Source organism: Bacteroidales bacterium (assembly GCA_014860575.1).
GTDB lineage: Bacteria > Bacteroidota > Bacteroidia > Bacteroidales > JAAYJT01 > JAAYJT01.
In genome coordinates this window covers 311523-338443 of sequence record JACZJK010000016.1, presented here as the reverse complement: position 1 = coordinate 338443, position 26921 = coordinate 311523, and the positions used below count along the sequence as shown (strand labels likewise).

Below are 26921 nucleotides of genomic sequence, written 5' to 3'. Positions count from 1 at the left end.
TTTGCACACTTCAAAAACAGCTACAATCAACGCCTTATATGACAGAGAATAAAAAGAATTTTAAACGTTACACCGTTACGGCGGCATTGCCTTATGCCAACGGCCCGGTTCACATTGGCCACCTTGCCGGGGTGTATGTGCCGGCCGATATTTATGTGCGATATCTGCGCCTGAAAGCTGAAGATGTTATCTACATCTGCGGATCGGATGAGCATGGGGTTCCTATCACCATCAAAGCCAGGCAGGAAGGGGTAAGCCCACAGGAAATCGTTGACAAATACCATCATATCATCAAAAAGTCATTTGCCGATTTTGGCATTGCCTTCGATATTTACAGCCGCACTTCCAACGCCATACACCACGAAACGGCATCGCAATTTTTTACCACGCTTTACGAAAAAGGCGAGTTTATTGAAAAAACTTCCATGCAGCTTTACGACGAGGAAAACAGGCAATTCCTTGCCGATCGCTACATCACCGGCAGCTGTCCGCACTGCAATTATGAAAAAGCTTACGGCGACCAATGCGAGAATTGCGGAACCTCGCTTAGTCCCACCGACCTGATCAACCCACGCTCAGTATTGAGTGGGAACCAACCGGTTCTGAAAGAAACCAAACACTGGTTCCTGCCACTGGATAAATACACCGGCTGGCTCACCGACTGGATACTGAAGGGTCATAAAAACGACTGGAAAACCAATGTTTACGGGCAGTGCAAATCCTGGATTGATCAGGGCCTGCATCCCCGCGCCGTTACCCGCGACCTCGATTGGGGCGTGAAAGTTCCGCTGGACGATGCCAAAGGCAAAGTCTTATATGTGTGGTTTGATGCGCCCATCGGCTACATTTCGGCCACCCGCGAATGGGCGGATCAGAAAAATGCTGAACTCAAAAGCCAGGGAAGCAAGGAACAAGTGAACTGGGAACCCTGGTGGAAAGACAATGAAACCAAACTGGTGCATTTCATCGGCAAGGACAATATTGTTTTCCACTGCATAGTTTTCCCGGGCATGCTGAGGGCTGAAGGTTCCTATATTTTACCCGAAAACGTACCGGCCAATGAGTTTCTGAACCTCGAAAACGATAAGATCAGCACTTCGCGCAATTGGGCAGTTTGGCTGCATGAATACCTTGAAGATTTTCCCGGCCAGCAGGATGTGCTGCGCTATGTGCTCACGGCCAACGCTCCGGAAACCAAGGACAACGATTTCACCTGGAAAGATTTTCAGACCCGCAACAACAGCGAGCTGGTGGCCATTTTCGGTAATTTTGTGAACCGTACGCTGGTGCTTACCCATAAATATTTTGATGGCAAGGTGCCTGAGCGGGCAGACTTAACCTCAACCGATCAGGAAATCCTTGATGAGATCGGTAAATTCCCTTCACGCATTGCGCATAGCCTTGAGCATTACCGGTTCAGGGAAGCGCTTGCTGAGTTAATGAACCTGGCCCGTGCCGGCAATAAATACCTCACCGAAACCGAGCCCTGGAAAGTTTATAAAACCAACGAAACCCGTGTTCGTACGATATTGAATGTTTCGCTGCAGGTTTGTGCGAACCTTGCAGCGCTCTCAGCTCCATTTCTGCCATTCACTTCCGAAAAGCTCTATCAAATGCTGAACCTCGAAGCCTTGCCATGGGCAGAAGCCGGCCAACGGGATTTGTTAAAACCCGGGCATCTGCTTAATCAGCCTGAACTTCTTTTCTCACGCATCGAAGATGAAGCCATTGAAAAACAGGTTCAGAAATTGTTGAAAACCAAAGAGGCAAACCAGAACAACAGCACACCGGCTGCTAATCCTGCAAAACCAGAAATCTCTTATGAAGATTTCATAAAAATGGATATCCGCACCGGAACCATCCTGGAAGCCGAAAAAGTACCCAAAACCAAAAAATTGCTGAAACTGAAAATTGATACCGGCATTGATAAACGCACAGTAGTTTCCGGCATTGCAGAATATTTTAATCCTGAAGAAATCATTGGCAAACAGGTTTCTATTCTTGTGAACCTTGCCCCACGCGAAATCAAGGGTATCGAATCACACGGCATGATTTTGATGGCGGAAGATAGTACAGGAAAGCTTTTCTTTATCAGCCCTCCGGAAAAGACGGAGAATGGGAGTGAGGTGAAGTAGTGGTTTCACCGCGAAGACGCTAAGGCGCAAAGACAGTTCACCGCAAGGACGCGAAGGCGCAAAGAGTTGAAAACCAAACCTTGCGTCTTTGCGTCTTAGCGGTTAATCCAGCCTTACTCCATCAAATGCTCCTGCAAAAACTTCTCCATGGAGCGGTAGAAGTCAAAGCGGTTTTCTTCGTTGCGGAAGCCATGGCCTTCATTGTCTTTCACCATGTATTCAATTTCAACGCCACGGGCGCGTAAAGCTTCCACCATCTGATCCGATTCGTCTACATTCACCCTGGGATCGTTTTTACCCTGTGCAACAAAAAGCGGGGCAACAATTTTATCGGCATGAAATACCGGAGATGCATCGCGCATCAATAAACTGTCCTGAACCGGATCGCCTACCATTTCGTAAAGCATATCGAGCATAGGTTTCCAGTAAGGAGGAATGGTGTTCATAAAAGTGAAAAGATTGGAAACGCCCACGTAATCAACGCCGGCAGCATACAGTTCGGGTGTGAACGCCAGGCCAGCAAGTGTAGCATATCCGCCGTAGCTGGCGCCATAAATGGCAATGCGATCCTTGTCGGCAATACCTTGTTCAATCAGCCAGTTAACGCCATCTGTAATATCGTCCTGCATGGTTTTTCCCCACTGTTTAAATGAGGATTCCCAGAACGCGCGGCCATATCCTGTTGATCCGCGGAAATTTACTTGAAGGATAGCAAATCCACGGTTCGCAAGAAATTGAATTTCGGGATTAAAACCCCATGTATCGCGTGCCCAGGGTCCGCCGTGAGGATTAACCACTACCGGGAGATCCTTGGCTTTTTCCATTGTAAATCCCTTGGGCAGTGTAAGATAGCCATGAATTGTCATGCCATCGCGCGAGGTATATTTGATAGGCTCCATTTTGGCCATTTCGTTTTCATCGAGCCAGGGGCTGACGTCCGAAATTTTAGTTAACTCGTCGGTGTTTTTGTCATAGAGGTAATACGAACCCAATGAGCGGTCGCTGTAGGTTCGTACGATATATTTATCTTCGGCACGGGTTGATGCACTAAGCCCGAACTCATAATCTCCGAGGTCGCGGTTGAGGCGATCAAAGATTTTGGATGTTTCATCATCGAAGAAATGACGTTCGCGTTTCCAGGATGTAAAGCTGGCGCTGGTGAGAACCATGCGCTTACGTGAATAGAACAATGAAGAAACGTCGTATTCATCGTTGTCATAAAGGATTTCTGTTTCTTTTCCGGTTGCCGGATCGAAGATTACAACGGCTGATTTATCGCGGCCAAGGTTGGAAATGGCAAAAATGGCTTGATTGTCGAATGTGAAGAATGCCGGGGAAACCGATTCCTTGAAATTGGTTGTGAGCACAGTGCGGAATTCATCGGCTTCGGTATCGCGGTAAAGAATGCTGGCATTTACCCCATCCACAATGGCAACAGCAAGCCTGAGTTTTCCGTCATGATCGGTAACCCAGCTTTGGACGGTTCCGGGATTTTCGGCAAGCATGGTCAGTTCGCCGGTTTCAATGTTGAGGCGGTAAGGATCGAACACAACGGGATCGCGTTTGTTGAGCCCGACAATAACTTCGTTTGGTATGTTTTCGAGGTCGTCAATGATCATGGTGCGAACGCCTTCAAAATCGGTAAGCGCAATAGCATTGCTGCCATCGGCATTCACGGCGAGAAGTTTGAAATTTTCATCTCCACCGGTATCTTTCAGATAAAGAATACGGTTTTCATTGGCCCAGAAATAGCCGGCAATATCGCGGGCGGTGTCGCTGGTTAGTTGAATAGGTTCGTCCTTCCCGATTTCCTGGACAAAGATGTTCAAACGGTTCATGTAGGGAGCCATGAATGAATAGTACTTCCCTTCGGGGGAAATCTGGTAAGCAGTTTTTTCAGGGTTTTTGAAAAAATCTTCAAGTGGAATTTGTTTTGCGCTCATTGTACTTTGATTACTACACCCGGTAATTAGTATAAACATTGCCGGGATTAACAGGAAAAGTAAATAATTGTTTTTCATTTTTATTGGTTTTTATTGGATTGCAGGAAGGCGCAAATATACAAATTAGCATTATACTGACAGCTATTGATTTTGTGCAATCAAAACCACTTGGTTTCGTTATTTTTGCAAACATTCATAAATAAGAAGCAAGGTTCTAAAACCCTTTGGATCGCACGAACAAAAAATTACATCCTGATCTGCTCATGAATTAACCATACTGCCTTGAACATCTATCACAAAAAAAAGCGTTGGAAAATAATACTCGGAATCGTTGCCATCAGCATCGTTTCCGTTTCACTTTGGTATTCAAACATCCTGGCAAGGCAGATCGCGCTTGAAGAAGGGCGCAATATCAAGATTTGGGCCGAGGCTATCCAAAACCGGGCACAGCTCATTCATTATACCCAGGTTTTTTTTGAAGAAATAAAAACCGAAGAACGTAAACGGATTGAACTGCTCGCCGAAGCTTACAAAAGAATTGGGGTTACTGACGATTCAGACGAATTGAATTTTTTGCTGAAGATTTTTTCGAGCAACAATAATATTCCCGTCATTATCACCGATTCGAAAGGCAAGATTACGATATTTGAGAATGTTGATTTTGAGATTGAGAGCGAAACAATCCTTGAGGGTACGCTTAAAGAAGAATTTTCCGTTTACGAACCTGTTTTCCTTCGCCTCGACGACCGGGATTTTATGTATGTGTATTATAAGGATTCCAAAACCTTTATTCAGCTCCGTGATTACCTTGAAAATCTCGAAAAATCATTTCTCCTTGAAGTGCTCGGAAATTCAGCATCTGTACCGGTTATTATTACTGATACCACTGCACGGCATGTAGTAGCCTACACCAATATTGACGCCACTGTTGCCAGCGATAACAATGCATTGCTTAAAATTGTGCGGGAAATGGAATCTGAAAACAGACCCATTGAAATTCAATTTTCAAAAGGCCCGAGGTTAATTTTTTATAAGAACTCTCAATTGCTGACCCAATTGAAATACTATCCTTTTTTTCAATTTGGTGTGATCGCCGTTTTCATAATCATTGCATACCTGCTTTTCAGTACTGCACGCAAATCGGAGCAAAACCAGGTTTGGGCCGGGCTTGCAAAGGAAACTGCTCATCAGTTGGGAACGCCATTATCGGCCATCATGGCATGGATTGAAATTCTGAAAATGAAAGGTGTGGATAACGAAACAACATCTGAAATGGAAAAAGATGTTGAACGTCTACAGGTAATTACCGAGCGGTTTTCAAAGATTGGTTCTTCGGCAATTTTGCAACCCGTAAATATAATCGGCGAACTTGAAAAGGCTGCGGGTTATCTGCAAACACGTACATCAAAAAAAGTTAAGCTGCAAACACGCTTTCCACAGCATGGCAATTTGATAGTTCCGCTTAATCCGCAGCTTTTTGGCTGGGTAATTGAGAACCTATGGAAAAATGCCACTGATGCCATGGGCGGAAATGGAACGATCGAAATCGTTGTAACCGAAGAGCCAAAGCAGGTTCTTATTGATTTTTGTGATTCCGGCAAAGGCATTTCAAAATCTACCTTTAACTCTGTCTTCAATCCGGGATTTACAAGCAAACAACGTGGCTGGGGACTGGGGCTTTCACTGGCCCGCCGTATTATTGAAGATTACCATCGGGGCAAAATCTTTATCAAATCATCTGAACTTGGGAAAGGGACGGTTTTTCGGATTGTTTTGCGTAAGTAGTTGATTGTGTGTTTGGTAGATTGGTTAATTGGTTGATCGGTTAATTGGTTGCTGGATGCTGGGTCATACAGTTGTCATACGGTTGTCATACTTTGTTGCAGGTTGCTGGCAGCTCGTCCCTTCGTCCCTCGTCCCTTGTCCTTGAACTTTGAACTTTGAACTTTCTTTATGGCAGGTATCTACATCCATATCCCCTTTTGCCGCACCAAGTGCGATTATTGCAATTTTTTCTCCCTTGCATCGCAACGTGGCAAAGATGAAATTGCTGCAGTGATTTGCGGGGAAATTAAACTTCAATCCGCTTATTTAAGTAGCGAAATGGTTTCATCCATTTATTTTGGCGGCGGAACTCCAACACTGCTTCCAGAAAGCGATATTGCAAGTATTTTGAACGAAATAAAGCGTGAATTCCGGCTAAGCCCCGATGTAGAAATTACAATCGAAGCCAACCCTGACGACATCAGCAAAGAAAAGTTGAAGTCTTTTCATAGCATCGGCATCAACCGGCTCAGCATTGGTATCCAATCCTTTTTTCCTGCCGATTTGCATTACTTAAACCGCCTGCATGATCCGGCACAGGCTTTTCGGGCCATTGAAGATGCACTTGAAACCGGTTTCAATAATATAAGCATTGATCTGATCTTCGGAATTCCCGGACAAACGCTTTCCGACCTGGAAAAAAATCTTGAAATCTACCGGTCTTACAAGCTACCGCACTTATCGGCATATGCTTTAACTGTTGAGCCTTCCACAGCATTGGCCTGGAAAATCAAACACAATAAAGTAGAACCGGTTCTTGATGAAGAGCAAACCGCACAGTTCCTTTTCCTGATGCAATGGATGGAAAATGAAGGGTACTCTCAATACGAAATATCAAATTACGCTTTGCCGGGGTTTGAATCAAGGCATAATTCAGCTTACTGGAAAGGAGAAAAATACCTGGGTTTGGGCCCATCAGCTCACTCCTTCGATGGCGTTTCCAGGCAATGGAATGTTTCGAACCTGACGAAATACGTTGAAGGGGTCAGATCCGGAAAGTTGATTTTCGAAAAAGAAATGCTGACCGAGATTAAGCATCACAATGAGTATATCATGATGGCGATCAGAACCAGGGATGGAATTGACCTGGAATATTTTGGGCAACGGTTCGGAGAGAAAGCCCTGAGCCAACTGAAAATGAACCATCAAATTTTGATTATAACCGGTGGCAATGTGCGTCCCAATGATTGGTTCCAGAACACGGAGCGCAGCATTGTACTAAGCAAACAAGGGAAGTTGTTTGCTGATCATATTGCAGCCGGCCTTTTTCAACAGGATTGAGATTTTGATTGATAATTCTAAGTTTACTCCGAAGAGTCACATATTGCTGATATTTGCTGTTTTTTTTCACTAATTTGCTGTGGGGGGAACCGCTAAAAATCAGCAGAATGTGGAAGTCCCCTTTAGGGGATTTAGGGGCAAATTGTCTTTTCGGAGTGAACTCAAACTTGAAATTACTATTTTCGCAAATCATTATTTAGCCAGAAAACCAATTATGCTTCCTTTCTTTGAAGGAGTTTTACTCGGATTAACGTTGGCTGTGCTGTTCGGACCGGCTTTATTCAGCTTGCTGCAAACAAGTGTTCACCGGGGGCCACGGGCGGGTGTGCTTCTTGCTTTGGGCATCATCGGCAGCGATATCACTATTGTTTTGCTTTGTTATATGGGTGTCACCCAATTGCTGGTGAATGATCGCAATTACCTTTTCCTTGGACTGTTAAGCGGTATTATTATGATAATTTTTGGGATTGTTACTTACACCCGGAAGGTACTTGATGTTGAAAACGGTAACGGACTGAAGGATAAAATGCCAGGGCCCTTAACATTTTTACTTAAGGGCTACTTTTTAAATATTGCGAACCCATTTATCTGGATTTTCTGGATTTCTCTCATGGTGGGCATCAGCGCCAATTATGACCAGGATAAAACGGCCATCCTCGCCTTTTTTGCCGGAGCATTGGTAACAATTCTTGCAACCGACTTTGCCAAAGTGGCCATAGCGAACCGGATCAAAAAATTTCTCACCATTGCCATCATGACCTGGGTGAACAGGATAGTTGGTATTATTTTATGTTTTTTTGGTGTTGTGCTGATAGCAAGGGTTTGCTTCAACTTCTAATTTCTGTAAGGCGGTTCATCAAAGCTGATGTCTTTCACATTCAACTGCAGCGTAACATTCCCATTCCAGTAGTTTTCCTCCAGATGATAACAAATGTTAAAAGGCTTTCCAGTAAGCATCATTTCAATATGCCTGCCTTGCTGGAAAGCAATCGCAGGAAAGGGAAACCCGCGGGTTTCGGGATGCACAACTTCAAATTTCAGGTGATTTTTACCCACTACCCTCGCCCTGCCAGTGTCAACCACTCCATTGGTTTGAAAGATCGGGGCCATGTTTCCTGGGCCAAAAGGTGCGAATTGTTTGAGGATCCGCATGAATTTTGAGTTGATCTGGTTAAGCTCAATGGTGAGGTCAATTTCAACTTCCGGGATCAGCATTTTTTCCGTGATGCTGCCCGAAACAACTTCTTCGAAATGCCTGCAGAAAGCATCAAAATTCTCGGGTCTGATTGATAACCCTGCAGCGTATTTATGACCTCCAAAATGCTCAATATACTGGTTGCAGGCATCAATGGCATCATAGATATCAAAATCCTTGACTGATCGCGCTGAACCAGTGATCATATCGTTTGATCTTGTGAACACAATGGTTGGCCGGTAATAATGATCGGTGAGCCGTGAAGCTACAATACCAATTACACCTTTATGCCAATCTGGATTAAATACTACGGTTGATTTATTCTTTTGCAATATCCCATTTCCGGAGATCATATCCAGCGCTTCCTGGGTTGTAAGCATATCCAGGCTTCTGCGCGAGGTATTGTATTGGTTGATTTGGTTCGCCATCAAGGAAGCCGCTCCCGCATCATCAGCAATAAGTAAGGAAACAGATTCCCGGCCACTCTCCATTCTTCCTGCGGCATTGATTCTTGGCCCGATAAAAAATACGAGGTCACTGATGCTCATTTCCCTGGCAAACGTCTCGGTTTCGGTGTTGGTTATGCCGCTAACCTGCATAATGGCAAGAATCCCCGGGCGTGGACTGCTGTTGAGTAATTTCAGGCCATAATGCGTGAGAATCCGGTTTTCACCAGTAATTGGTACAATATCGGCAGCAATGCTTACGGCAACCAGATCGAGGTATTTGATAAGCGTTTTATCTTTTGATTTACCCCAGAAGTGTGTCAGGCCTTGTATCAGTTTGAATCCAATCCCGCAACCAGAAAGTTCCTTATATGGATAATCACAATCATTCCTTTTGGGGTCAAGCACTGCTATTGCGTTTGGGATTTCGTCGCCAGGCCTGTGGTGGTCGCAAATTATGAAATCAATACTTCTCTCGGCTGCGTAGGCCACCTTTTCAATGGCTTTAATTCCGCAATCTAGCGCTATGATGAGGCTAAAACCATTTTCAACTGCGAAGTCAATTCCCTTGTACGAAATGCCGTAACCTTCAAGATAGCGGTCGGGAATGTAGTAATCCATGTGTTCATAACGCTCCTTAAGGAAAGAGTAAACCAGGGCAACCGCAGTTGTTCCATCAACATCGTAATCTCCGTAAACAAGGATTTTTTCATTATTTTCAATTGCCTGCGTGATCCTTACAACGGCTTTGTCCATGTCTTTCATCAGGAAAGGGTCATGAAGCTGTTCTAGTTGAGGCCGGAAGAAAGACTTTGCCTCTTCAAAGGTGTAGATTTCTCTCTGAACCAATAAAGTAGCAAGCACTTCGCTGATTCCGAGTACTTCCTGCAAATGACGGCTTTTCTGCAGATCACCCGGATGCTTAACTACCCACCTTTTGTCCATGTCTTGATTTTGTTGATCAACAAAAATAGGATTTAATTACAGATAAGTAACATAAACCTGAAATGAAAATTTAGCAAATTCAACATCAGGATATTTTAATGTAGAAATCAGAACAGAATGAATATGGGAAGAATTGAAAATCCGATATAAGGCATCTGGTTTTTTATTAAATTTACAACCCCTTAAAACTAAAAACCATGAGAAAAACAGCAATCCTTACCTTATTAATTATCTCCTTTTTCCATTTACATCTTTTTGCCCAGCAAGCATGGAACCGCCTTTTTTATTTTCCCCAGGAAAACACCATCAACGATATGATGCTTATTCCGGGAACAAATAAGCTTATTGCTGTTTGCGCGGGTTCAACAGTATTGTATTCTACAGATATGGGAGAGAGCTGGGAGTTGCAATTTAATCCTGCCGGCTTAAACAATTATGCGAACCTCAAAAGTGTGTACTTTTTAAACGCCAGCACCGGTTTTATTTCAACTTCAAATGCTTTGATCCTGAAAACTACAAATGGCGGAAGTTCATGGACGCAGGTATATTCCGGCGTGCCTGCCATTTCATTCAACGATTTTCATTTTATTGATAACAACCTTGGCTATGCCTGTGGCAATCATGGCTGGATGATTAAAACAACCGATGCCGGTCAAACATGGGATTATTTAAGTTCATCAGTACTTGTCCACCTGCTGGAAATTGAATTTATTTCAGATACCAAGGGCTTTATCCTTACCGAATCAGAAGAATATTTACTTGAAACCATTGATGCCGGCGAAACATGGCAGGCCAAATCATTTTCACCTCCTTTAGAAGTTTCAGAGATGTATGGTTTGCAATTTGTAAACGATACTACTGGATTTGTTTTTGGAAAGAATTCTTCTTCGACTGGCTCTTATGGCAAAGTTTATAAAACCACCGATGCAGGTATAACATGGATCGAAGTACTCCACGAATCTAGTCTTAACCAGGGAAGTATGGCTTTCGCAGATGAAATGCATGGTTTTATTGCTTTCCATCGCTGGTTGGAACTGGGCATCTGCTATACTTCTGATGGAGGAAACACCTGGCAAAATACCCAAATGCAGGCGCCATTTTATTCGTTTAGCATCAACACGGCCTTGTATATTACTCCCGATATTGCTCTAGCAGCTGGATCTCGCAGTTTGCTGATCAAATCAAGCAACGGTTGTTTGGATTGGACACAGCTTTCACAGAGCGGCATTCATTTCCCGGTTGAATATGTGCAGTTTGTTGGCCCAACTATTGGTTTCGCAACTGATAACCCCGGATTAAGAGGGATAGCCGGGAATCAACTATGGAAAACCACCAACGGCGGACAAAGCTGGGAATTCAACAGGACCCTTTGGGGGTATGGGGGCTGTTTTCATTTCCCGGATGAAACAAACGGTTTTGCCGCATCCACCGATTATTATGATGATGAATTCACTTTTTACCGGACAAATGATTGCGGGGAAAACTGGGAAGAAATAATTTTCAAATCGGATTTCATGCCTTCCGATATCAGGTTTTCTGATCTGCAATCGGGTTTCATTGCCGGAGATAAAATTCTCAAAACCATTGATGGCGGCAATACCTGGGATGTTGTGTACACAGGTTCTGCCAATTATTTAAGAATATTTTATCAATCCGCTGATGATGTTGTGATCATTGGTGAACATTCTTTGATTTTCAGCACCGATGCCGGTTCATCCTGGACGGAGCGGGCGATAAACAATACCTGGCCGGTAAACGATGCATGGATGAAAGATGACGGAACAATTTTCATCGCTTTTGGTGATGATATTTCCTGGTCAAACGATTTGGGTCTCACCTGGATCGCCAGCAGTCTGGAAAATGGAAATCCAATAGAATTCAAAAGCCTGTTTTTCTCTTCGCACGCTATTGGTTATGCTGCCGGTCATGGCAATTTTGAAACCATGCTTAAAACTATTGATGGCGGCCTTACCTGGAATGCACTTGAAATTCAGGCTACTTCGCCATTGAACAGTGTTTATTTCCTGGATGATTTACATGGTTTTGCATTTGGTAAACTGGGCCTGGTGCTCGAAACACATACCGGAGGTTTGGTTGGAGTTGATACTCCCATTCAGGCTAATGCTAACGTGTATTTTAATATTTACCCAAACCCTTTCACTGATTTAATTACCATTGAACCGTTAACCCAGGATCATTTAGGCTCCATGGAATTTGAAATCTTTTCCATGGCCGGGAAACTAATCATGTCTGGTGAAATCACTGATCAGAACCAATCTCATACTATCTCAACTGAAAACATGCCTCAGGGAATTTATTTAATGCGCCTGCGAACCCAAACCTGGCCGGGTCAAACAACAAAACTGATCAAATATTAATTGCCATGAGAAAAATTTATGTTTTTATAATTTTCGCTGTAATGCTTCCCCAATTATTGGAAGCCCAGCAAGCCTGGAACCATATTGTAAATCTGCCCCAGGAAAACACCATCAACGATATGATGCTTATTCCGGGAACAAATAAGCTTGTTGCCGTTTGCGCGGGTTCAACAGTAATGTATTCTACAGATATGGGGGAGAATTGGGAGTTACAATTTAATCCTGCCGGTTTGAATAATTATGCGAACCTTAAAAGTGTGTACTTTTTAAATGCCAACACCGGTTTTATTTCAACTTCAAACGCTTTGATCCTAAAAACCACGAATGGCGGAAGCTCATGGACGCAGGTGTATTCCGGCGTGCCTGCCATTTCATTCAACGATTTTCATTTTATTGATAACAACCTTGGCTATGCCTGTGGCAATCATGGCTGGATTATTAAAACAACCGATGCCGGTCAAACCTGGGATTATCTAAGTTCATCAGTAATTGAACACCTGCTGGAAATTGAATTTATTTCAGATACCAAGGGTTTTATCCTCACCGGATCGGAAGAATATTTACTTGAAACAATTGATGCCGGTGAAACCTGGCAGGCCAAAACATTATCACCAGCTTTAGATGTTTCAGAGATGTATGATTTGCAATTCGTGAACGATACTACAGGATTCATTTTTGGACAACATTCTTCTATGTCTGACTCCTATGGCAAAGTTTATAAAACCACCGATGCCGGTATAACATGGATCGAAGTACTGGATGAAGCCGGTGTTAACCAGGGAAGTATGGCGTTCGCAGATGAAATGCATGGTTTTATCACTTTCCATCGCTGGTTGGAACTGGGCATCTGCTATACTTCTGATGGAGGCAGCACATGGCAAAGCACTCAAATACCAGCGCAATTTTACTGGTTTGATATCAACTCAGCCTTGTATATTTCTCCTGACATTGCATTAGCTGCCGGATACTGCAGTTTGTTGATAAAATCCAATAATGGAGGTATAAATTGGATGCAACTTTCGCAGAACACATTTGAATTCCCGGTTGAAAATGTGCAGTTCGTTAATCCATCAATTGGTTTCGCCACTGATAGCCATGAATTGAGGGGCGTAGCCGGGAAAAATTTATGGAAAACAAGTGACGCAGGACAAAGCTGGGAAATCAACAGGACCCTGTGGGGGGATGGAGGTTGTTTTCATTTCCCGGATGAAACAAACGGCTTCGCTGCGTCCGCTCATTTATATTATGATGTATTCACTTTTTACCGAACAAATGATTGCGGGGAAAAATGGGAAGAAATAACTTTCACAAAAGGTTTCATTATGCCTGCTGATATCAGGTTTTATGATCTGCAATCGGGTTTCATTGCCGGGGATAAAATTATCAAAACCATTGATGGCGGCAATACCTGGGATGTTGTGTACACAGGGTCTGCCAATTATTTAAGAATATTTTATCAATCCGCTGATGATGTTGTGATCATTGGTGAACATTCTTTGATTTTCAGCAGCGATAACGGTTCATCGTGGACGGCGCGGGGAATCAACAATGCCTGGCCGGTAAACGATGCATGGATGAAAGAAGACGGAACGATTTTCATCGCATTTGGTGATGACATTTCCTGGTCAAACGATTTGGGCCTCACCTGGAACGCCAGCGTGTTGGAAAGTTCAAATCCAATAGAATTCAAAAGCCTGTTTTTCTCTTCGCACGCTATTGGTTATGCCGCCGGCCATGGCAATTTTGAAACCATGCTTAAAACTATTGATGGCGGCCTTACCTGGAATGCACTTGAAATTCCGGCTACTTCGCCATTGAACAGTGTTTATTTCCTGGATGATTTACATGGCTTTGCATTCGGGAAACTGGGCATGGTGCTCGAAACGCATACCGGAGGTTTGGTTGGAGTTGATACTCCCATTCAGGCTAATGCTAACGTGTATTTTAATATTTACCCAAACCCTTTCACAAATTTAACTACCATTGAACCGTTAACCCAGGATCATTTAGGCACCATGGAATTTGAAATCTTTTCCATGGCCGGGAAACTTATCATGTCTGGTGAAATCACTGATCAGAACCAATCTCATACTATCTCAACTGAAAACATGCCTCAGGGAATTTATTTATTGCGCCTGCGAACCCAAACCTGGCCTGGTCAAACAACAAAACTGATCAAATATTAATTGCCATGAGAAAAATTTATGTCTTTACAATTTTTGCTGCCCTGCTTCCGCAATTATTGGAAGCCCAGCAAGCATGGAACCGCATCGTTAACCTACCCCAGGAAAACGCAATCAATGATATTGCCCGGATTCCGGGAACAGAAATAATTGTTGCCGTTGGCGAAGGCTCAACAGTAATGATTTCAGAAAATCTGGGCGAGAGCTGGGATGTGAATTGCAACCCGGCAGGATTAAACAATTTCGCAATTTTAAAAAGCGTGATTTTCACAGATGCCTTACTTGGTTTTATCACCACCGCTGATGGTCAGATCCTTCGAACAACGGATGGGGGCAGTCAATGGAGTGTGGTTCACACAACATCGCCTGAAAGTTCGTTGAACGACATTCACTTTTTCAATGCGAACCATGGAATTGTATGTGGCGATAACGGCCTGATACTGAAAACAGGCAATGGCGGCGACGATTGGATCACATTGTTTAGCGGCGTTTCTTCACACCTGAAAGAAATTAGATTTGTAACCGACCAGAAAGGTGTTATTCTTACCTCTTCTACAGATTATCTTCTCACTACAATTGATGGCGGAAACACCTGGGCGACGCCCGCGTTTAACCCACCGCTCGAAATCACACAAATGCTGTCGTTCGATTTCGTGAATGAAACCACCGGATATCTCTACGGAAATCATAGCGATATGATGGGCATGATTTATAAAACCGTTGACGGAGGCAATACATGGCAATTAAGTTTCCAGGCCGATGCCATGTACACAGGAAAGATTGCATTTTCCGATCCCCAGATGGGCATGGTCCTTTACGGATCGCACATGTATGAAAGCAAGATTTATTATACACTCGACGGCGGCTCAAACTGGACACCGGCCACCCTGCCCGAATATTCCATGTGGACCGACAGGGCATTGTTTTTCTATGATCCGGTCACTGCATTCGCTGCCGGCAGCAAAGGCCTGATATTCCGAACCGAGGATCATGGAATTTCCTGGTCACCTCTTTATGAGAAGGTATTCAAAGGCAGCATAGTTCAGGTGCAATTTATAAATGAGAGTACCGGCTACATCACATTTTTAAATGAGTTGTTTGGGGTCATTTTCTGGGAAATTCATAAAACCATTGATGGTGGTGTCACATGGCAGGCAGTAAGCTCCATTGAGCTTTTTGAGTTCCCGCCTGCATTTCATTTCCCTGATGAAAGTCATGGATATATTGTTTCCGGTTGGAGCATTGCTACGTTGTGGAAAACCGATGATGGAGGATCCACCTGGGAAACAGTTGGAATTGCCGATAGCTTCACGCCCATGGAGGTTAAATTTTTTAGCTCTCAGATGGGTTTTGTGGCAGGCCAGAACAAAGTTTACAAAACAATCAACGCAGGTGAAAACTGGCAAAATGTTTATACCGGTTCTGATAATTATTTCCGGATACTCTATCAATCAGCAGACGATATTATTATTATCGGGGAATACTCATTGATTTTAAGTGACGATGGCGGTTTATCCTGGACTGAGCGAGGAATTTCAAATGCTACCCCGGTGACAGATGCTTTTATGAAAGATGACGGGAAGATTTTTATCGCATTTGGCGAGGCCATATACTGGTCGGATCATCAGGGCATAAACTGGAACCAGGCTGCATTAAATAATTCGAACCCGGTGGAATTTAGGAGCATCTTTTTCTCTTCTCCTGATGTAGGTTATACCGCAGGTTCCGGCCATTATGAAACCATGCTTAAAACTATTGACGGAGGTTTTACCTGGAATGCAATCGAAGTTCCGGCAACAACGACGTTAACAGGCATTTGGTTTCAAAATAATTTGCACGGTTTTGTTTTTGGCGAAAAAGGCCTTGCCCTGGAAACATTCACAGGCGGGGTGGTTGGGATCGAAGAAATTGTAAGAACAAATGAAATTTTCCCGGGTTTTATTTATCCGAACCCGTTCTCAGATAACTTTACCATTGATGTGGGCGACGCATGGAACGGTCAACCAGTAATACTTGAAGTTTACGATCCGGCAGGCAGGCTTATCATACAACGAAGCATTACGAGCCAACAGCAACAAATCACCTTTGCTGCCCCAGGCAAAGGATTGTATTTCTACAGATTACTAAACGAGAACAGAAGTGGCAAGATGAAAAAGTTGATCAGGCAATAATCATGGCCTGATTCACTGCACTACCTGTCTTCAAATTTGCGCTGACCAACTGAAAAGTTAACCTTGGGGGTATTTGCGTCAGGAGCCATCATGCTGCGATGTGACCTGTTTAGCCCATTATACGTATTGTATGCCCTGTTGAAATCCAATTCCACCACATCTTCTTTTTCTGGTTCATCAAAGGCTATAAACCTGCCGGTTTCACTGGTTTCAGCTTCAGCGGTATTGTCGCGAAAAGGAATGAATAATCGGCCGGGCCGGTCACTCAATTCCGGCAGGTTCTTATCTCTATATACTTCAAGTGTTATCTCATCGTCATCAAGGTTGAACGATGCCGAGCCGTATCTTATGAAGTCCTGTTTTGAACCATCTGTCATGGGAAGCGGAGTGCTGGTTTCTTCATCCTTTCTTAGATTGGCGTGGATTTTAAACCTCGTGTCAACCGGGTAATAGCTTAAACCCTTAAAACGTTGAATCTGATCGCGCGAAAGCGGAGATCTTGCCTCGTCGGTCATTGCCTGATTCAGCTTCTTGCGCTCCTCTTCAATCCTGGCCTTGTATTGCGCTTCGGTCTCATTTGTAAAACTGCTCATAATTACTTGATTTAGTGATTTTAAGTTCTTTTGGATTTCTGCCTCGAAATAAAATGGCAAAAACTATGATTATTAGGCCATTAAACATAAATTAACTAGTTTTGTTCATCCATACAACAGATCAGTAATTTCTCGCTGGCTGTTATGGGTAAAAGGAAAATCTGATCATTAACTCTAGATGTTTTCAAGTTAACCCTAACCTGTCATTATCAAAAAACTTCGGCCATAAGATGAAAACTACCACTATTGCATTCTTTTTATGCCTGTTCGCGGGCTTTCAGGTTGCTGTTTCCGTGGAATTTAAATCAAACGCCGACAGCATTCTTTCTATCCTTGAAAGCCAACCTGGAAACAAGTCTCTTTTTCCCTTGCTGATTGACGAAATCAATCAAAACCTCTTCAGTGATCCCGAGCATGCCTGTGCTCAAATTCAAAGGACGATACCGCTTGCAAAGGAATTCGGAGATTCAACCCATACTGCACGTTTGTTTCTTCTCGCAGGGATTTCATACGATCTCAAGGGTTTGTACGATTCGGCATTTATGATGTATGACCAGGGACTTGTGATAGCAGAAAAGCATGATCTCCAGGGCCTGATGGGTGAGCTTTACAATAATTACAGTATAGCGCTGTCGGTTCAGGGCCGTCTTGAAGAATCAATCAACTATACCTTGAAGGCCAGGGATATTTTCGAAGCCAGTGGTGATAGCGCACAATTGGCCAAAATTTATAATAATCTTGGTTCACGATATTCTGAACTGAGATTTATTGACCAGTCGCTTGAATATTACCTTAAAGCCGCTGCAATCAATGAGAACCGTGCTGACCTGAAAAGGCTTGCCTATAATTACGGAAACATTGGCCTTCTTTATCATGGCCTGGAGCAACATGAAAAAGCGTTGGAGTTTTTCACCAAATCTTTCAAGCTGATTGATACCGTCAATAACCGATATGATTACTCTATGGCCCTGCATAATTTCGCACTGGCTCATATGGGGCTTTCAGATTTTAAAACGGCCTTGATGTTTGAAGAAAGGGCGCTTTCACTTTCCCGTGAGATCAATGATGAACTCGGAATCATTAGTGCGCTGAACGGCATGGCTCAAATCTACAGCAACCTGGGCCAGCCGGCAAAAGCCCTGGGTTTTTATGAGCAGTCCGAACCGATAGCCATAAGGCTTGGGGCGCGATATTATCTGATGAAAATTTATGAGGACAAAGCCCGGCTTTATGCTGAGTTAAATGATTTCAGGCAGGCATTTCAGTATAACCAAAAGTACCTGGCCATCAAGGATTCCATCATGACCATTGAAAAAGACAATGCCGTTCAAAAGTTAAAGGAATTCGAAACCGAGAGGAAACAACAGGAAATTCAATTGCTTACAAAAGATGCTGAAATACAGAAGCTCAGTATAAGAAGGCAGAAAATTATACGCAATTCCTTTGCCATTGTAGGGGCTTTACTCCTTCTTATTGCTATTGGGATATTCAGCAGGTACCGCTATGTGAGGAGAACCCGAAACGAACTTGCAGAGAAAAACAAGATCATCAATTACGAAAAATCGCGTTCTGACGATTTGCTGCTGAATATTTTACCTGCAGAAACTGCCGAAGAACTGAAAAATACCGGAACTTCCCAGGCCCGAAATTTCGATATGGTAACAGTAATGTTTACCGATTTTAAGGGGTTCACAAAAATGGCGGAAGTTGTTTCGGCACAGGAACTCGTGAGTGAGATTGATCATTGCTTCAAGGCATTTGACCAAATCATCGCCAGGTACGGCGTCGAAAAAATCAAAACCATCGGCGATTCCTATATGTGCGCAGGAGGGTTGCCGGTTCCCAATACTACAAATCCTGTGGATGTTGTGTTTGCCGCGCTGGAAATACAAAAATTCATGCTTGAGCTCAAAAAGCATAAAATAAACGAGAATAAACCTTACTTCGAGCTGCGCCTGGGAATACATACAGGCCCCGTGGTTGCTGGTATTGTTGGCATCAGGAAGTTCCAGTACGATATATGGGGCGATACGGTGAACATAGCTTCACGCATGGAATCAAGCGGAGAAGAGGGCAAGATAAACGTCTCACAGATGACATACGAGAAGGTTCACAACCGGTTCAAATGTGCGTACCGCGGCAAAATCGAAGCCAAATACAAAGGCCCCATTGATATGTATTTTGTTGAAGGAATAGCATAATTTTAATTCCATTTAAGATTCCGCAAATTTATTTCACTCTCAATCAATTCATTTGGAACAAAACTAATCCAGCGTTGTTTTAAATAGAATTCTTGCTTTTCATTGATTTCTGTTCACTATAACCAACAATGGAATGAAATTGCTTTCTTCCAATTTAGTCCGCTTCTTTAAAAACCTTAAAACTTCGGTTATGGATAATTTTAATCCAAACGATGGTGTTGACCAAACTCCGGAAACTGAACCATTAATCCAGTCTCCAACAGATAATCCTGATCATCTTACAACCTCACCACCAAAAATAACCCGGCTGAATGTAGTGTCGGCAATTTTTAATGGCCTTGGAATCGGGTTGTTGCTCGGTGTTTTGCTGGGCTTGTCTATTTCGCCGGTAGTAAGCGGTGTAATAGCAACCATTTCTTCACTGCTGGCGGTGTTCCTGGGTCTGAATGAAAAATACCTGGATGCTCTAAAAAGTTTTCGGATTGGTGCTTTTGGCCTGTTTGCGGTAGCCGGCATCATTCTCGGTATCTATATCCGCTCAAGCGAACCATTTGCACCTTCTTTGCTGGATAAGAAAAAGGAATACCTCGCCATCGGACTTGACAGCGTTACTGCCAACTCATTGTTACTTGGGTTTATTCAAGCAGACACTGGCAAAGTAAGGCGGCAGGCTAATGTGTTGTACACTTCCACAATCAACACAGGTTCATGCGATATACTTATGTATGCCAGCGAGGATGCCCCACCAGATGAAACCATCAACACCTTCAACTCAGCAGGCGGTACGTGGAAAGAACTTGCCGAAACTTATAAAAAGGACCTTTCGGAAAACCTGGTCGCTAAGGCCTTGATTGCGATGCGCGATTGCTTTTGCGGAATAACGCAGTCTGGAACCATCAAGATGACAAATCTGGATAAGGTTCGCAAAATAGAACCGGGCGATTCATTGTCGCATATTGAAGAAGAACTAATAGCCGCCGGCCAAAGCTGGATAGCCATTGTTGAAAAAGTTCGTGAACGGTTTCCGGAAACTGAAAGAAAAGACCTATATTTATCAACCATTAAAGTGTTAAGCCATGATTAGAAAGATTGTACTTCTTAGCTTCCTTTTTGCCTTGGTACTAAGCGCCAGAGGCCAGTTTGACCCTGCAAAAGTAAAAAATTCAGTTGTCAGGGTAGTTGTTACGGTAAACGCCAGAGAATCAAATGTTCTCACTGGTTTTGTCTGGAAGTCTCCAAACGAGGTGGTAACATCTCTCCATGGCATGAGCAGGAGCGGCAATATTAAAGTACTATACCTGAACAATGCGTGGCGTGATGCACGCATCAAGAAGGTGCTGCAAAAAGCCGATTTGGTTTTACTTGAACTCCTTCCCGGCCAGGCTCCCGTTCCGTCTGGCGTAGTGCCAATTACCTCATTTTCTGAACAACCCATAAAGTTCGGAACCGAGATTTATGCAATTGGTTACAATAGCGGTGCACAAGGTAGTTCATCCCGAACGCTGAAAAAAGGTTTTGTTGATCCGGAAACCCTGGCTAATCTGATCCCCCAGAAGGATAAAACCGCGTTGGCAAGGATTGGATTTCCAACGCTCGATCTCAACATCCTGTACCTTGAAGGCAGTTTGTTGCCTGGATATTCTGGCTCACCGGTATTTGATCCGAGCGGCAGGCTTATTGGTGTAGGCGACGGCGGACTTGAAAAAGGTGCAAGCAATGTCAGCTGGATTATCCCTGCCAAATACCTTACCGAGCTTGAAGCCTCAGCCGTCAGAGAACTGCCTCCTAATTTTGAGCAACTTGCGCAACTCTTTTCTGCAAAGGCAACCATTGATGCTTCGGTGGATGATATGGCTTCGGTAGAAAAAGAACTTGCACATTCGGATATCCCAGAACCGATTGAAACAAATGGTTTTGAATTTTACCTTACCAAGAACCGCTCAATCAATGAGATGGTAGAATCATCGGATGATGCGGAAAACATGCTGAAGTTTGCTACTGAAATGGAAGAATTTAATGTGACCCTCGATTATGAAAGCATGCGTTTCGACATATACGAGGATATCAACAATGGTGTTGTGCTGGCAGTTCCTGAAGGCCAGTTGTTATACTACGATGCCATCAATGAATCATTTAATGTAAGCTTTCCGGGTAACGACTACATCGGTCTGTCTTACGCCGGTGTAAAGGACGACTTTTCAACCACTGATTTTGAGGACGTGATGGTTGAGGTGCAGGAATATGTAAACTATCATTTGGCAGCAGCATTCCAGATCAGCGGTTTTGAAATGGATGAAGAATATTCTTATTGGCTCGAATTTGATGATGACAGGAAAATTGCCTGGCTTTCATCAAATGGCAACGAACCGGTTTACGATGCTCTCGGGAATATGTATGCCGTTGGCATTTATCTTACATTGCTAATGACTGACGAAAAAACATTCATGGCAATTTCAACTTATATTGTACCTGTGGAGCTCCTCACTCACACTTCGGTTTACGGGCTGGACTGCACAAATCCCGGAAGCGATTGGCAGCAATGTGAGTATTTCAACTCCCTTTTCAAGGTTTTTTCAGCAGCACATCTAACCACCTTTGCCTGGTAAATTATAGCTTCCGGAATATTTTAACAGAACCGATATTGTTGTTAATCTGATAATTGAAAAATAAATCTAACAGTTCGTAAAAAAAGTGTTAATCATGGCCAGAACCTATACCACAACAATGAATCTGCAAAGCCTGGATGGCAGCGCAGCCTACGCCAATGAAAAAGGCAACCATGAATGTGTTGCTTTGGTACAGAAAACAGCAGGCGCACCTCATACTTCCACCTGGATGCAGGGTAAGAAAGTATTGAGTTGCCTTCCCGGAGAAATCTCCCCTGGGACGGTTATTGCAACATTTGATGAAAATGGCAAATATCCACTTATGCAGCGACATGCATCCCTTTATGAAAGCCACGATGCAGCTGGGATCAACGTTGTTGACCAATGGAACAGCCAGAAAATGGCCAAGAGAAGAAAGATCAGGCTTAAGAATGAACCATCGCGCAGCGTGAATGATGCGAAATGGTATTATATCGTAGAGACTGCCTGATTATAATCCCGTATTTTCGTCCTGCTAACCAACAAACAGAAACCGGACTGCCTCCGCGAAATACTTGCTCCAGAATGCTTCGGTGTGCTTGCCTTTAGGGTCAGTCTTGAAGTGATATTGATTTTCAGAAAGACCTTTAGCGCGAAGAATATCAATCATTTTCTTTGTGGCTTCAATCACATTCAAATCGCCGTATTCTTTTCCACCTGCAAGAAAATACATCCGGAGTTCATTGTTGATTTCAATATTTTCTGCATACTTATAACTTTCTTCAGAAAACCAGAATGCTGGTGAAAATATAATCCCGCGACTGAATATTTCAGGATGCTTCAGCATTGCATAACAACTGATTAACCCGCCCATAGAGCTGCCGCCAATTCCTGTGTTTTCACGATCGGGGAGGGTTCTGAAGTTTTTGTCAATCGCGGGTTTGAGTGTTTCCACTAAAAAAGCAATATGCTTATCGCCCAAACCGCCACCCATTTTTTGATGTTTCCAGGGTGAATATTCATTGAGTCTTTCTTCCGAACCGTGTTCAATACCAACGATAATAATGCCCGGGAACCCGTCTTCAATCATCTTGTTCATGATTTCATCAATGCCCCATTCGCCTACATATGATGTTGTATTATCAAAAAGGTTTTGCCCATCGTGCATGTAAAGCACAGGATAATGCCGGTTGCTGCTTTCATATCCGGGTGGCAGATAAACCCAGATCTTTCTTTCCCGGTCGAGCTGCGGTATATAAAAAGCATCATCGAAAATAATCACATTCTTCATGGCAGTTGATACTTTATTGTTTATTATGATTTCCAGAGGGTTCTACGGCGCTTGTTGCACACAGGCAAAAGCCAGCAATAAAACAGGTAATAATAAACTGATTTCGACCTGGTTTGTTATTCTTTAAAAAAATTACACAAGAATACGCTGGGCTTCCGGCGGATTTTCAAGGGGGATTTTAATAATTGAAAGTTCCGGGCCATCATGCGCGGCATTGAAAGCAAATGATTTCCCTATTTGTTGCTTCCACGAACCCGTTAGCCTTGTGGATTCATGTATATGCCCGTGCAAAGTAATATGAGGCTGCAGGGTCTCAATAAATCTTTGAATGGAAATGCTTCCAACGTGCACATCTACCGGCACATGCTCAACCGTTACACCATCGAGGGCAGCACGGTCGAGCAGGGTATTGTACGGTGGAGAATGAAATAAAAAGACAGATTTCGCGAAATCAGCTTTCAGTGTTAATCTCTCCAGGTGCTGCTGAATGGTCACATATTCAATGTCTTCGTCAGGTTCTACTGAGCGATAGCCTTCAGTGGGATGTACACAACCCGGATCAACAAAACGGGAAACATCATAACGTTCCCAATCCTTCAACAAAAAAGGAGTTGGTGGAACGTAGGCATATCCAAAAAATTCATATCCGCCATACGTTTCCTGTCTCATGTGCAAATATTTCCAGATGCCATGTTTTTCGGCCTCAATGATGTGCTGCTCTTCGATACGGGCATCGTCGTTCCCCAGAATCAGGAACACCTTGGGGTACGAACCCTGCATTTCGTTGCGCAGCTTAATGAATTCAGGAATCAGGAAATCGTGAAGAAAGTCGTTGATATGCTCAAAATCCTTATGCTTCCGAAGACTGTGGTGTGGGAAAATATCGCCACCAAATAATACAACATCCGGTTTTCCGAACCTGATCTGATCAAACAAGCTGAGATATTTCTCAAATTTCCCATGTAAATCGCTGACGAAGTAGGCTATCATCGCGTAATTAGGTTTTGAACCACAATAGGCACATTAGTTCACAGTAGAATTTCTAAAGTTTTCAATTTCGTCTGTTCAAAGATTTGAGTTAAGAGTTCTATAAAAACATTTGGTTTGGATGCTAATACCCTTTTGGAAGCTTTGCAAACAAATCGTTAACCATTGTTTGCTGCCCATATTTTGAAATATTGGTACAATTAAAATTCAGTAAAATGCCTTTTGGTTTTTGTAGCAGTTTCAGGTAAGTGAGCAATTGTGCCTCATGAATCGGTAAAATATTTGCAACAGCTTTTATCTCAACAACTATGATATCTTCTACAAGCAAATCATACCGAAGATCACACTCAAGTTGAATCCCTCTGAAAGTGACGGGGATTTTTTGTTGAGATACCACTTTGAGTTTCTCTTCCTGGAGTATATGTATCAGACACTTCTCATAAATACTCTCAAGCAATCCGGGGCCTAATTCCTTATGGACATCAATTGCTGCTCCGATAATCTTTCTTGTCAAAGCATTAAGATATGCTTGTGTCATATTTGTTTTAATTTATCACTATTGTGTCCTACTGTGTCTATTGTGGTGAAAAAGTCACGCTTCCCGCAGCAGCCGCGCCCTTTCGTCTATACCATTAATGAGCACTGCGAAGCTTGATTTCTTTGCTATGTCTTTGTTGGTGATGATATGCAGATCAATTAGTTGATCCACTTTGTGCCCGGTTTTTAGCTGATTGTAATATCCAAGGCTAAAACTCCAGCCTTCAACCCATGCTTTCAACTGGCAAAGCTGGTTCTCGTTGCCGGTAAAATGTATCATAAGGTCAATATCGCTGGCAGGTCCGGCGTTCGCATTCTTTGCAGAACCAATGAGGTAAATGGCTTTCACACCAAAACGATTCATATCCATTTTAGAAGCCAGGATTTCAGCAATCCGGTAACGCCATTTCCAGTGTTCGTCGGAATCGGTAGTTAGCACTACTTTGAGTTCTTCTGGTTGTTGGGTTTGGTCGTCGGCCTTAGAAAGAACTTCAACACTCTTCCTGAGCTTTTGAGTAAAAATGTAACGGCTTAGGCGCTCGGCAATGGTATTCAGTAATTTTTGTTCTTCTGGCAGAAACTGGCTGTCGCCGGTAAGCCGGATAAACTGGGAATAGCAAACTTGTATTTCGCCGGCAATATTCCCGTCAATATTAATTTCGGCAGTTTGTTTCCATTCCGTCTCCTTAAAATCTTCGGTAGTAAAATGCTCTCCATCATAGATAATCCTGCATTCGCATACGGTAGTAAACTGCCAGCCCAACGGAATAACTACTAAAAGGCCTTCGAATATCTCTTTCACATTCCTGCCTGAGTCCTTCATCAGTTCTTCAACTTCATAAAGGCACTTGAGTTCCTTTGCTCTTTCTTTTAAACCGCTGAGAGCCTTACTTGCAAACTGTTCTACAAAATCCTGCATAACAAATGGTATTGAATGAGCAAACTTACTAAAAAAGCACCGGATTCAGGTTCGTTAAATACCGCATCTTACAAACTTGAACTTTGATTGGGATGGCAGAGGAATAGAATTATCTTTGCACTTGATTATCATAAAGCATCCCATTTGGCTCAAATTATAAACGATATGAACAAACTACCTGACGAAGACATCAAAATCAATGTTGGCATTACCAGCGGCGATATTAACGGAATAGGGTATGAAGTTATCATGAAGTCCCTGGCTGATCAGCGCATGTGTGAGTTATTCACCCCAATTGTTTATGGCACCTCAAAAGCTTCTTCTTACCATCGTAAAACAATAAACATCAGCGATTTTAATTTTAATATCATCCGCAAAGCCGATCAGGCAAGCGCCAAGAAACCCAATATTGTGAACCTCAGGGACGACGAAGTCAAGATTGATCTCGGCATTGCCACCACTGAATCCGGTGAAATGGCTTACCAGTCGCTCGAGGCCGCCGTTGAAGATCTGAAACGCAACCTTATCAATGTGCTTGTGACAGCGCCAATAAACAAACACGCTATCCGTCAGGCCGGCTTTGAGTTTCCGGGTCATACTGAATACCTGGCTTCAAAGTTCGAAACCGAAGATTACCTGATGATAATGGTAAGCGGAAAAATGCGCATCGGCATGGTTACCGGACACCTACCCATCCGGCAGGTTGCCGAAGCGCTCAGCAAGGAATTAATTCTCAAAAAAATAAGGACTTTGCACGATTCGTTAATACGGGATTTTAATATCGGCAAACCTAAAATAGCAGTCTTGGGCCTGAACCCACACGCCGGCGAAAACGGAATGATTGGCGAGGAAGAAGTCAACATGATTACACCGGTGGTGCAGGAGTTATTCAATGACGGCATGCTCGTTTATGGCCCATTTCCTGCCGACGGATTTTTCGGCTCATTCAAATTCCGTGAATTCGACGGCATACTTGCCATGTATCACGATCAGGGAATGCTTCCATTCAAAACTTTATCTTTTGAATCGGGTGTGAATTTTACGGCTGGTTTGCCTATTGTGCGAACCTCCCCGGCTCACGGTACAGCATATGAGATTGCTGGAAAAGACATGGCATCACCTGACTCATTCAGGGAAGCGCTTTACCTTGCCTGCGATATCTTCCGCAACCGCGTTTTATACGAAGAACTTACAAGCAATCCACTGGTCAATCACCGCGATGACAGGAATGATGCAGCGGAATCGTAAGATGCTGGGAAGATGAGAAGGTGTGAAAATGAGAAGATGGGAAGATGAGACATGGAGAC

At 43.3% G+C, this 26921-nt stretch carries 19 protein-coding genes; 12 read left to right on the top strand and 7 right to left on the bottom strand.

Features of this window, described 5'->3' with window-relative positions:
- Positions 1–38: 38 nt before the first annotated feature.
- Positions 39–2135: a methionine--tRNA ligase gene (gene metG, locus IH597_04190; protein MBE0661648.1), complete on the top strand. Its 2097-nt coding sequence runs from the start codon at positions 39–41 to the stop codon at positions 2133–2135.
- A 113-nt stretch (positions 2136–2248) separates the two neighbouring features.
- Here metG and IH597_04185 read toward each other — a convergent pair whose 3' ends face one another.
- Positions 2249–4156, bottom strand: a complete 1908-nt coding sequence (locus IH597_04185; GenBank protein MBE0661647.1) for a S9 family peptidase — start codon at positions 4154–4156, stop codon at positions 2249–2251.
- Positions 4157–4360: 204 nt separating this feature from the next.
- Here IH597_04185 and IH597_04180 point away from each other — a divergent pair, with 204 nt between their 5' ends.
- The 3 genes from IH597_04180 to IH597_04170 all read left to right on the top strand — a co-directional run bounded on the left by IH597_04180 (position 4361) and on the right by IH597_04170 (position 8021).
- Positions 4361–5863, top strand: a complete 1503-nt coding sequence (locus IH597_04180; protein MBE0661646.1) for a hypothetical protein — start codon at positions 4361–4363, stop codon at positions 5861–5863.
- A 168-nt stretch (positions 5864–6031) separates the two neighbouring features.
- Positions 6032–7183 (top strand): radical SAM family heme chaperone HemW, encoded by a 1152-nt coding sequence (gene hemW / locus IH597_04175; protein MBE0661645.1) that lies wholly within the window; start codon positions 6032–6034, stop codon positions 7181–7183.
- A 214-nt stretch (positions 7184–7397) separates the two neighbouring features.
- Positions 7398–8021, top strand: a complete 624-nt coding sequence (locus tag IH597_04170) for a LysE family transporter (GenBank protein ID MBE0661644.1) — start codon at positions 7398–7400, stop codon at positions 8019–8021.
- Here the strand turns inward: IH597_04170 and recJ are convergent.
- Positions 8018–9769: a single-stranded-DNA-specific exonuclease RecJ gene (recJ, locus tag IH597_04165; GenBank protein MBE0661643.1), complete on the bottom strand. Its 1752-nt coding sequence runs from the start codon at positions 9767–9769 to the stop codon at positions 8018–8020. The two genes, IH597_04170 and recJ, sit on opposite strands and share 4 nt — an antisense overlap.
- Positions 9770–9966: 197 nt before the next feature.
- On the opposite strand from recJ, the gene IH597_04160 reads away from it, so the two are divergent.
- From IH597_04160 to IH597_04150, 3 genes are read left to right on the top strand one after another with little or no spacing between them, the layout of a single operon-like run.
- Positions 9967–12147: a T9SS type A sorting domain-containing protein gene (locus IH597_04160; protein ID MBE0661642.1), complete on the top strand. Its 2181-nt coding sequence runs from the start codon at positions 9967–9969 to the stop codon at positions 12145–12147.
- A gap of 5 nt (positions 12148–12152) precedes the next feature.
- Positions 12153–14333: a T9SS type A sorting domain-containing protein gene (locus IH597_04155; GenBank protein MBE0661641.1), complete on the top strand. Its 2181-nt coding sequence runs from the start codon at positions 12153–12155 to the stop codon at positions 14331–14333.
- A 5-nt stretch (positions 14334–14338) separates the two neighbouring features.
- Positions 14339–16501, top strand: coding sequence for a T9SS type A sorting domain-containing protein (locus tag IH597_04150; GenBank protein ID MBE0661640.1), 2163 nt, complete (start codon positions 14339–14341; stop codon positions 16499–16501).
- Positions 16502–16521: 20 nt separating this feature from the next.
- Here the strand turns inward: IH597_04150 and IH597_04145 are convergent, their stop codons facing one another.
- The gene (locus IH597_04145; GenBank protein MBE0661639.1) at positions 16522–17094 is read right to left on the bottom strand and encodes a DUF1684 domain-containing protein; all 573 of its coding nucleotides are present in this window, start codon (positions 17092–17094) and stop codon (positions 16522–16524) included.
- 230 nt (positions 17095–17324) lie between these two features.
- On the opposite strand from IH597_04145, the gene IH597_04140 reads away from it, so the two are divergent.
- From IH597_04140 to IH597_04125, 4 genes are all read left to right on the top strand, one after another.
- Entirely contained in the window at positions 17325–19295 is a 1971-nt protein-coding gene (locus tag IH597_04140; protein MBE0661638.1) for a tetratricopeptide repeat protein, read from the top strand.
- Positions 19296–19485: 190 nt separating this feature from the next.
- Positions 19486–20379 (top strand): hypothetical protein, encoded by an 894-nt coding sequence (locus IH597_04135; protein ID MBE0661637.1) that lies wholly within the window; start codon positions 19486–19488, stop codon positions 20377–20379.
- Positions 20372–21901, top strand: a complete 1530-nt coding sequence (locus IH597_04130) for a trypsin-like peptidase domain-containing protein (protein MBE0661636.1) — start codon at positions 20372–20374, stop codon at positions 21899–21901. Before IH597_04135 ends, IH597_04130 begins: the two co-directional genes overlap by 8 nt.
- 94 nt (positions 21902–21995) lie before the next feature.
- Positions 21996–22391 (top strand): BPSL0067 family protein, encoded by a 396-nt coding sequence (locus IH597_04125; GenBank protein MBE0661635.1) that lies wholly within the window; start codon positions 21996–21998, stop codon positions 22389–22391.
- Positions 22392–22415: 24 nt separating this feature from the next.
- Here the strand turns inward: IH597_04125 and IH597_04120 are convergent, their stop codons facing one another.
- From IH597_04120 to IH597_04105, 4 genes are all read right to left on the bottom strand, one after another.
- Positions 22416–23171 (bottom strand): alpha/beta hydrolase, encoded by a 756-nt coding sequence (locus IH597_04120; protein ID MBE0661634.1) that lies wholly within the window; start codon positions 23169–23171, stop codon positions 22416–22418.
- Positions 23172–23303: 132 nt separating this feature from the next.
- A complete protein-coding gene (locus tag IH597_04115; protein MBE0661633.1) occupies positions 23304–24161 on the bottom strand; it encodes a metallophosphoesterase in 858 nt (285 codons plus the stop codon).
- 121 nt (positions 24162–24282) lie between these two features.
- Positions 24283–24696: a GxxExxY protein gene (locus IH597_04110; GenBank protein MBE0661632.1), complete on the bottom strand. Its 414-nt coding sequence runs from the start codon at positions 24694–24696 to the stop codon at positions 24283–24285.
- 54 nt (positions 24697–24750) lie between these two features.
- Complete coding sequence (locus IH597_04105; GenBank protein ID MBE0661631.1) at positions 24751–25614, bottom strand: nucleotidyltransferase domain-containing protein; 864 nt, start codon at positions 25612–25614, stop codon at positions 24751–24753.
- Positions 25615–25779: 165 nt separating this feature from the next.
- Between IH597_04105 and pdxA the strand changes: the two genes are divergently transcribed.
- Complete coding sequence (gene pdxA, locus IH597_04100; GenBank protein MBE0661630.1) at positions 25780–26862, top strand: 4-hydroxythreonine-4-phosphate dehydrogenase PdxA; 1083 nt, start codon at positions 25780–25782, stop codon at positions 26860–26862.
- The last annotated feature ends 59 nt before the right edge of the window (positions 26863–26921 follow it).

Coding starts and splice junctions, on each gene's coding strand:
- metG (MBE0661648.1), top strand. CDS start 39: ATGACAGAGAATAAAAAGAATTTTAAACGTTACACCGTTACGGCGGCA.
- IH597_04185 (MBE0661647.1), bottom strand. CDS start 4,156: ATGAAAAACAATTATTTACTTTTCCTGTTAATCCCGGCAATGTTTATA.
- hemW (MBE0661645.1), top strand. CDS start 6,032: ATGGCAGGTATCTACATCCATATCCCCTTTTGCCGCACCAAGTGCGAT.
- IH597_04170 (MBE0661644.1), top strand. CDS start 7,398: ATGCTTCCTTTCTTTGAAGGAGTTTTACTCGGATTAACGTTGGCTGTG.
- recJ (MBE0661643.1), bottom strand. CDS start 9,769: ATGGACAAAAGGTGGGTAGTTAAGCATCCGGGTGATCTGCAGAAAAGC.
- IH597_04160 (MBE0661642.1), top strand. CDS start 9,967: ATGAGAAAAACAGCAATCCTTACCTTATTAATTATCTCCTTTTTCCAT.
- IH597_04155 (MBE0661641.1), top strand. CDS start 12,153: ATGAGAAAAATTTATGTTTTTATAATTTTCGCTGTAATGCTTCCCCAA.
- IH597_04150 (MBE0661640.1), top strand. CDS start 14,339: ATGAGAAAAATTTATGTCTTTACAATTTTTGCTGCCCTGCTTCCGCAA.
- IH597_04145 (MBE0661639.1), bottom strand. CDS start 17,094: ATGAGCAGTTTTACAAATGAGACCGAAGCGCAATACAAGGCCAGGATT.
- IH597_04140 (MBE0661638.1), top strand. CDS start 17,325: ATGAAAACTACCACTATTGCATTCTTTTTATGCCTGTTCGCGGGCTTT.
- IH597_04135 (MBE0661637.1), top strand. CDS start 19,486: ATGGATAATTTTAATCCAAACGATGGTGTTGACCAAACTCCGGAAACT.
- IH597_04130 (MBE0661636.1), top strand. CDS start 20,372: ATGATTAGAAAGATTGTACTTCTTAGCTTCCTTTTTGCCTTGGTACTA.
- IH597_04125 (MBE0661635.1), top strand. CDS start 21,996: ATGGCCAGAACCTATACCACAACAATGAATCTGCAAAGCCTGGATGGC.
- IH597_04120 (MBE0661634.1), bottom strand. CDS start 23,171: ATGAAGAATGTGATTATTTTCGATGATGCTTTTTATATACCGCAGCTC.
- IH597_04115 (MBE0661633.1), bottom strand. CDS start 24,161: ATGATAGCCTACTTCGTCAGCGATTTACATGGGAAATTTGAGAAATAT.
- IH597_04110 (MBE0661632.1), bottom strand. CDS start 24,696: ATGACACAAGCATATCTTAATGCTTTGACAAGAAAGATTATCGGAGCA.
- IH597_04105 (MBE0661631.1), bottom strand. CDS start 25,614: ATGCAGGATTTTGTAGAACAGTTTGCAAGTAAGGCTCTCAGCGGTTTA.
- pdxA (MBE0661630.1), top strand. CDS start 25,780: ATGAACAAACTACCTGACGAAGACATCAAAATCAATGTTGGCATTACC.